The organism is Sphaerotilus sp. (genome assembly GCF_041083715.1).
In the GTDB taxonomy this organism is placed as follows: Bacteria; Pseudomonadota; Gammaproteobacteria; order Burkholderiales; family Burkholderiaceae_C; genus Sphaerotilus.
Window position 1 is genome coordinate 1 of the sequence record NZ_JBFPGY010000310.1, and the last position, 6419, is coordinate 6419.

8 protein-coding genes are annotated in these 6419 nt (G+C 68.5%); 5 read left to right on the forward strand and 3 right to left on the reverse strand.

Translation table 11 applies throughout. The features are described from left to right. The 4 genes from AB3X43_RS14410 to AB3X43_RS14425 all read left to right on the forward strand — a co-directional run. Window positions 1-1062, forward strand: a 1062-nt coding sequence (locus AB3X43_RS14410) for an ABC transporter substrate-binding protein (RefSeq protein ID WP_369430552.1), incomplete at its 5' end; no start/stop codon positions are given. Window positions 1063-1069: 7 nt separating this feature from the next. Continuing rightward, window positions 1070-1954: an ABC transporter permease gene (locus AB3X43_RS14415; protein WP_369430553.1), complete on the forward strand. Its 885-nt coding sequence runs from the start codon at window positions 1070-1072 to the stop codon at window positions 1952-1954. 1 nt (window position 1955) lies between these two features. Beyond that, a complete protein-coding gene (locus AB3X43_RS14420) occupies window positions 1956-2852 on the forward strand; it encodes an ABC transporter permease (RefSeq protein ID WP_369430554.1) in 897 nt (298 codons plus the stop codon). After that, window positions 2849-3541, forward strand: coding sequence for a GntR family transcriptional regulator (locus tag AB3X43_RS14425; protein ID WP_369430555.1), 693 nt, complete (start codon window positions 2849-2851; stop codon window positions 3539-3541). Before AB3X43_RS14420 ends, AB3X43_RS14425 begins: the two co-directional genes overlap by 4 nt. Before the next feature lie 7 nt (window positions 3542-3548). On the opposite strand, the gene AB3X43_RS14430 is transcribed toward AB3X43_RS14425, so the two are convergent. The 3 genes from AB3X43_RS14430 to AB3X43_RS14440 form a co-directional block, all read right to left on the reverse strand. Next, window positions 3549-4127 carry a porin family protein gene (locus tag AB3X43_RS14430; RefSeq protein WP_369430556.1) on the reverse strand — a complete coding sequence of 193 codons (579 nt, stop codon included), beginning with the start codon at window positions 4125-4127 and terminating at the stop codon, window positions 3549-3551. Window positions 4128-4186: 59 nt separating this feature from the next. Further along, a complete protein-coding gene (locus AB3X43_RS14435) occupies window positions 4187-4381 on the reverse strand; it encodes a YgaP family membrane protein (RefSeq protein ID WP_369430557.1) in 195 nt (64 codons plus the stop codon). A 109-nt stretch (window positions 4382-4490) separates the two neighbouring features. Continuing rightward, window positions 4491-5171 (reverse strand): Crp/Fnr family transcriptional regulator, encoded by a 681-nt coding sequence (locus tag AB3X43_RS14440; RefSeq protein WP_369430558.1) that lies wholly within the window; start codon window positions 5169-5171, stop codon window positions 4491-4493. A gap of 34 nt (window positions 5172-5205) precedes the next feature. On the opposite strand from AB3X43_RS14440, the gene AB3X43_RS14445 reads away from it, so the two are divergent. Then, the coding region (locus AB3X43_RS14445) for an FAD-binding oxidoreductase (protein ID WP_369430559.1) at window positions 5206-6419 on the forward strand (1214 nt) is incomplete at its 3' end.

Here is a 6419-nt window from a genome sequence, read left to right on the forward strand (position 1 = left end):
GTCACCACCGACGACGTGACCAAGCGCGCCGTCACCGCGCCGAACAGCTTCGACCTGATCGACACCGAGTACTTCTCGCTCAAGAAGATCGTGCCGACCGGCAACCTGCTGGGCATCGACGTCAAGCGCATCAAGAACGCCGACAAGATCACCTCGCTGTTCACCAAGGGTGAAGTCGCCGGCAAGCAGGTCGGCGACCAGGGCACCGCGCCCAAGAAGGTGATGTACCTCGACGGCCCGACCGGCAAGACCTTCTCCAAGACGCCCACCGGCTTCATGACGCTGATTCCCACCGTCTACAACGCTGACACGCTGGGCATCCGCCCCGACCTCATCAAGCGCCCGATCACCTCCTGGGCCGAGCTGCTGAATCCCGAGTTCAAGGGCAAGGCTGCGATCCTGAACATCCCCTCGATCGGCATCATGGACGCGGCGATGGTGGTCGAGGCCATGGGGCTCTACAAGTACCCCGACAAGGGGAACATGACCAAGAAGGAGATCGACCTGACGATCAAGACGCTGATCGAGGCGAAGAAGGCCGGCCAGTTCCGCAGCCTGTGGAAGGACTTCAACGAGTCGGTCAACCTGATGGCCTCGGGCGAGGTGGTGATCCAGTCGATGTGGTCGCCGGCGGTCACCGCGGTGCGCACCAAGGGCATTGCCTGCACCTTCCAGCCGCTGAAGGAAGGGTACCGCGCGTGGGCCGCTGGTTTCGGCGTGCCCAAGACGGTGACCGGGCGCAAGGCCGATGGCGTCTACGAGTTCATCAACTGGTTCCTCGACGGCTGGGCCGGCGCCTACCTGAACCGCCAGGGCTACTACAGCGCCGTGCTGGAGACCGCCAAGGCCAAGATGGAGCCCTACGAGTGGGCCTACTGGATGGAAGGCAAGGCCGCCACGCAGGACATCAAGAGCCCGAACGGCGACGTGCTGGCCAAGACCGGCTCGGTGCGCGACGGCGGCAGCTACGAGGCCCGCATGGGCGGCATCGCCTGCTGGAACGCCGTGATGGACGAGAACGCCTACATGGTCCAGAAGTGGAACGAGTTCGTCGCCGCCTGAGGATGCCATGACCAGCGCCCGCACCGCCACCTTCGCCTGGCTGCAAGCCTCGCCGCTCGCGGCAGTGTTCGCGCTGTTCTTCGTCATCCCGCTGGCGCTGGTGCTGATGGTCAGCGTCTGGCAGGCCACCGAGTACGAGCTGATCCCGGCCTTCACCGGGCAGAACTACCTCGACGTCTTCACCGGCTGCCCCGTCACACCCGACGGCGACCTGTGCGTGACGTTCAAGACCTACCTGTCCACCTTGAAGTTCAGCGTGCTGACGTGGCTGATCACGGCGCTGCTGGGCTTCTCGATCGCCTACTTCCTGGCCTTCCACGTCGAGGGCACGCTGACGCAGACGGTGCTGTTCATCGTCTGCACGGTGCCGTTCTGGACCAGCAACGTCATCCGCATGGTGTCCTGGGTGCCGCTGCTCGGGCGCAACGGGCTGGTCAACCAGACGCTGCAGGGGATGGGGCTGATCGACACGCCGATCGAGTGGCTGCTGTTCTCGGAGTTCTCGGTGGTGCTGGCCTTCGTCCACCTCTACACGATGTTCATGATCGTGCCCGTCTTCAATTCGATGATGCGCATCGACCGCAACCTGCTGGAGGCCGCCCGCGACAACGGCGCCAGTGCCTGGCAGACGGTGTGGCACGTCGTGCTGCCGCTGAGCCGCACCGGGCTGCTGATCGGCTCGATCTTCGTCCTCGCGCTGGTGATGGGCGACTTCGTCACCGTCGGCGTGATGGGTGGCCAGCAGATCGCCTCGGTCGGCAAGGTGATCCAGGTGCAGACCAGCTACCTGCAGTTCCCCATCGCGGCGGCCAACGCGGTGATCCTGCTGGCGGTGGTGCTGCTGATGATCGCCGCACTGCTGCGGCTGGTCGACATGCGCAAGGAGCTGTGACATGAACACGTCCACTGCGCCCCGCCGCGTTGTCCACAAGAAACGCCCGCCGAGCTTCTGGCTGCTGGGCGCCGTGTTCGCAGCCTTCGTGCTGTTCCTGTACGGGCCGATGTTCGCCATCTTCGTGCTGAGCTTCCAGGGGCCGGAGGGCGGGCTGACCTTCCCGATGCGCGGCGTGTCGCTGCACTGGTTCCGCGTGCTGTGGGAGGGCATCGGCGTGGTCGACATCGGCGCGGCCTTCCGGCGCTCGCTGGCGCTCGGCGCGGTGGTCATGGTGCTGACGGTCGGGCTGTCGCTGCTGGCAGGCCTGGCCTACCGCAAGCAGCTGCCCGGCGGCACGGCGCTGTTCTACGTCGTCGTGGCCAGCCTGATCATGCCGTCGATCATCGTCTCGCTGGGCATCGGGCTGGGCTTCCGGCTGCTCGACACGGGGCTGAAGCTGCTGCTGGAAGCGCACTGGCCCGCCGCGCTCGACACTTTCACCACCACGCTGGGCATGTTCAGCTCGGGCCTGGGCGCGCAGCTCACCTGGACGCTGCCCTTCGGTCTGCTGATCCTGTTCGCGGTGTTCAACCGCTTCAACCCGGCCTATGAAGAGGCCGCACGCGACCTGGGCGCCACGCCCTGGCAGACCTTCCGCCACGTCGTGCTGCCGCTGATCGGGCCGAGCCTGGTGGGCGTGGGCATGTTCGGCTTCACGCTGAGCTGGGACGAGATCGCCCGCAGCTCGCAGGCGATGGGCGACCTCAACACGCTGCCGCTGGAGCTGCAGGGCCTGACGACGACGGTGACGACCCCGGTAATCTACGCGCTGGGAACGGTGACGACAGTGGTGTCGTTCCTGGTGATGGGACTGACCCTGGCGACCGTCGGACTCTGGCAAAGTCGCCGCCGATGACACCGGACGATCCTGAACCCCCCGACACCGCTCCCAGCACCGCCACCGAGCGGGTCTACGACAGCCTCTACACCGACATCCTGGAGCGCCGCCTCGCCCCCGGCACACGCCTGCGCGAAGAGGAACTCGCGGCGCGTTTCACTGTCTCGCGCACAGTGATCCGGCAGGCACTGCACCGGCTGGCGCAGGACCAGGTGATCGCGCTGAACCACAACCGCGGCGCGCAGGTGCCGGCCCCGACGCGGGCGGATGCAGCACACGTCTTCGATGCGCGGCGGGTGGTGGAGTGCGAGATCGCACGCCGGCTGGCCGGCCGGCTGGCACCGGAGCAGCTCGTGCAGCTGCAGGCACTGGTCGACGCCGAAGCCCGGGCCGACACACTCGGCGATCGCTCGGCGGCCATCCGGCTGTCGGGCGAGTTCCACCGGGCGCTGGCGCAGATGTGCGGCAACCCGGTGTTCCTGCGGCTGCTGGAGGGGTTGCTGCCGACGACCTCACTGCTGATGGCGCTCTACCAGCCCGCAGGCACGCCGGCCTGCGTGCTGCACCGCCATGTGGAGCTGATCAGCGCCTTGGGTCGCCCGGGCGCGGCGGCGGCCACCGAGATGCGGCGGCACCTGCAGGAGATCGAGCGTTCACTGAATCCGGTGCGCGACACGTTCAGGGCCTACCGCGAGCCCGCCACCTGAGCCGGATTCAGAAAGACGTCGACAGTCCCAGCGCCCACAGCGCCGGCCGCACCGTGGGCAGTCCGTCGAAGCGGTGCTGCCCCACATCGACCGACGCCGTCAGCGCCAAGGCCGGCGACCACTGCCAGGCCAGTCCGGCGCCCAGCAGCGGCCCGACATGGTGCTCGGTCGCCTGGAACGCCTCGGCCCCGTTGACCGTCGTGCGCAGCACTGTCTGCCAGTAACCGAGGCCGACACGCGCCCGCACCTGCCAACCGTCCAGCACCGGCAGCGCCACCTGCAGTCCGACCGACGGGCCGCTGGTGTGGCGGTGGTTGCGCTGGACCAGCGGACCTTCGGCGGTGTCCCCGAACGCCGCGAACCCGAGCAGCAACCCGCCCACGCATCCATGGTCTCCCAACGGCACCTCGGCCCCGGCGGACACCCGCCAGCCTGTCGAATGGCCAGCCGCGCGGTCCATCGGCAGCCCGACCGCCGACTCGATGCGCCACGGAGTCTGGGCCGCCACGGCACTGGAGGCCAGCAGCAGCAGCGCCGCCGACACGGCCGCATTCAGCCGCCATCGGACACCGTGGAACGCAGACACACAGGCAGGCATGGGCAGACAACCCGTTCCAGACCGCGGGAGCACCAGGTGCAACTGCCTTATTTCTGCGACATCGGACAGGTGTTCATGCCGAGCATCGAGTACAGCGGACACATCCTGAACAACCCGGTGGCCAGCGGCACCACGCCAATCCAGCCCCAGACACCAATCTGGCCCGACAGCACCAGCAGGATCAGGATCAGACCGACCACGATGCGCAGGATGCGGTCCGTGCCACCAACGTTGACTTTCATGCGAGTCTCCTGGAACAAGACGCCGGCGCCCTCGCCGGTCACGACAGAGTGTGACCCTCGGCAACCCGAAGATCTGTGACTCAAGTCACACAACAAGCCCACAAAACCGCTACCGGACCTCGCCGACAGCCAGGCGGCGCAACGCCGTCGCATCCGCCACCTGCACCCGCTCTCTGCCAAGCACCACCCAGCCCGCCTGCTCGAAACGCTTGAGCAGGCGCGTCACCATCTCGCGCACGGTGCCGAGTTCGTCGGCGAGCTGCTGGTGGGTCACCTGCAGCACCGGACCGCGGCCGAGCAGCGCGGCGGCCAGCCGCTGGTCGAGCTGCTGGAAGGCGACCGCCTCGGTCAGCGCGATCAGGTCGGCCATGCGCGCGGCGAACAGGCCGAAGACGTGGCGGCGGAAAGGTTCGTGGTCGCTCCAGCGCATGAAGACCGGCGCGGGCAACAGCAGCAGCCGGCTCGGCTGCACCGCCACACCGTGCGCCGACAGCGCGGCCTGGCCGAACAGGCAGGCGGCCGAGACGACGCAGAGTTCGCCCGGCTGCACCCGGTACAGCTCGATGGCGCGGCCATGCGGCGTGCCGCGCGCGACCTGCACCTCGCCGGCCAGCACCAGCGGAAAACCGCGGCACGGCGCGCCCTCGTCGAACAGCACCGTGCCGGCCGGCACCTCGGCCGGGGCGCCGAGCAGGGCCAGATCGTGTTCCCAGCCGGGCGGCGGGCTGTCGGCCAGCGCCGGGTAGAGACCGGACACGAGGGAAACCAGCGCGGGTGCAGGCATGATCATCGCCTCAGTGTAGACAAGCCCGGAGACACCCCGCATGAACGCCCCGCTCCACGCCGACTGGCGTCCCGTGATCACCCCGCGCCCGATGCCGGCCGAGATGCTGCAGGCGCTGCAGGCCCGCTTCGGCGCGCGCTGCTCGACCGCGCAGGCGGTGCGCGAACAGCATGGCCGCGACGAGTCGCCCTACGACGTGCCGCCGCCCGAAGCGGTTGTCTACTGCGAATCGAACGAGGACGTGATGGACGCCGTGAAGCTGGCCGACCGGCACGCGGTGCCGGTGATCCCGTTCGGCGTCGGCTCGTCGCTGGAGGGCCACCTGCTGGCGGTGCAGGGCGGGCTGAGCCTGGACCTCTCGCGCATGAACCGCATCCTGCGCCTGAACCCGGAAGACCTCACCGTCACCGTGCAGGCCGGCGTCACCCGGATGCAGCTCAACAACGAGATCCGCCACACCGGCCTGTTCTTCCCGATCGACCCGGGCGCGGACGCCTCGCTCGGTGGCATGGCCGCGACGCGGGCATCGGGCACCAACGCGGTGCGCTACGGCACCATGCGGGAGAACGTGCTCGGCCTGGGTGTCGTCAATGCGCAGGGCGCGTGGGTGCGCACCGGCACACGGGCGCGCAAGTCCAGCGCCGGCTACGACCTGACCCGGCTGTTCGTCGGCAGCGAGGGCACGCTGGGCGTGATGACCGAGGTCACGCTCAAGCTGTATCCGCTGCCCGAGGCGGTGTCGGCGGCGATCTGCCATTTCCCGAGCATCGACGCGGCGGTGCAGACGACGATCGCCATCATCCAGATGGGCGTGCCGATCGCGCGCTGCGAGCTGATCGACGGCAACACGGTCGGCATGGTCAACCGCCACAGCAAGCTCGCGCTGCGCGAGCAGCCGATGCTGCTGATGGAGTTCCACGGCACCGCCGCCAGCGTGGCCGAGCAGGCGCAGACGGTGCAGGAGATCGCAGCCGACCACGGCGGCGAATCGTTCGAATGGGCCACGACGCCGGAGGACCGCACCCGGCTGTGGACCGCCCGCCACCACGCCTACTTCGCCGCGATCCAGAGCCGGCCGGGCTGCCGCGCGCTGTCCACGGACGCATGCGTGCCGATCTCGCGGCTGGCCGAGCTGATCGCCGAGTCGGTGGCGGATGTGGACGCGTCGGGCATGCCCTACTTCCTCGTCGGCCACGTCGGTGACGGCAACTTCCACTTCGGTTACCTGATCGACCCGGCCCAGCCCGCCGAGCG

Coding starts and splice junctions, on each gene's coding strand:
- AB3X43_RS14440 (WP_369430558.1), bottom strand. CDS start 5,171: ATGATCATGCCTGCACCCGCGCTGGTTTCCCTCGTGTCCGGTCTCTAC.
- AB3X43_RS14420 (WP_369430554.1), top strand. CDS start 1,956: ATGAACACGTCCACTGCGCCCCGCCGCGTTGTCCACAAGAAACGCCCG.
- AB3X43_RS14415 (WP_369430553.1), top strand. CDS start 1,070: ATGACCAGCGCCCGCACCGCCACCTTCGCCTGGCTGCAAGCCTCGCCG.
- AB3X43_RS14425 (WP_369430555.1), top strand. CDS start 2,849: ATGACACCGGACGATCCTGAACCCCCCGACACCGCTCCCAGCACCGCC.
- AB3X43_RS14435 (WP_369430557.1), bottom strand. CDS start 4,381: ATGAAAGTCAACGTTGGTGGCACGGACCGCATCCTGCGCATCGTGGTC.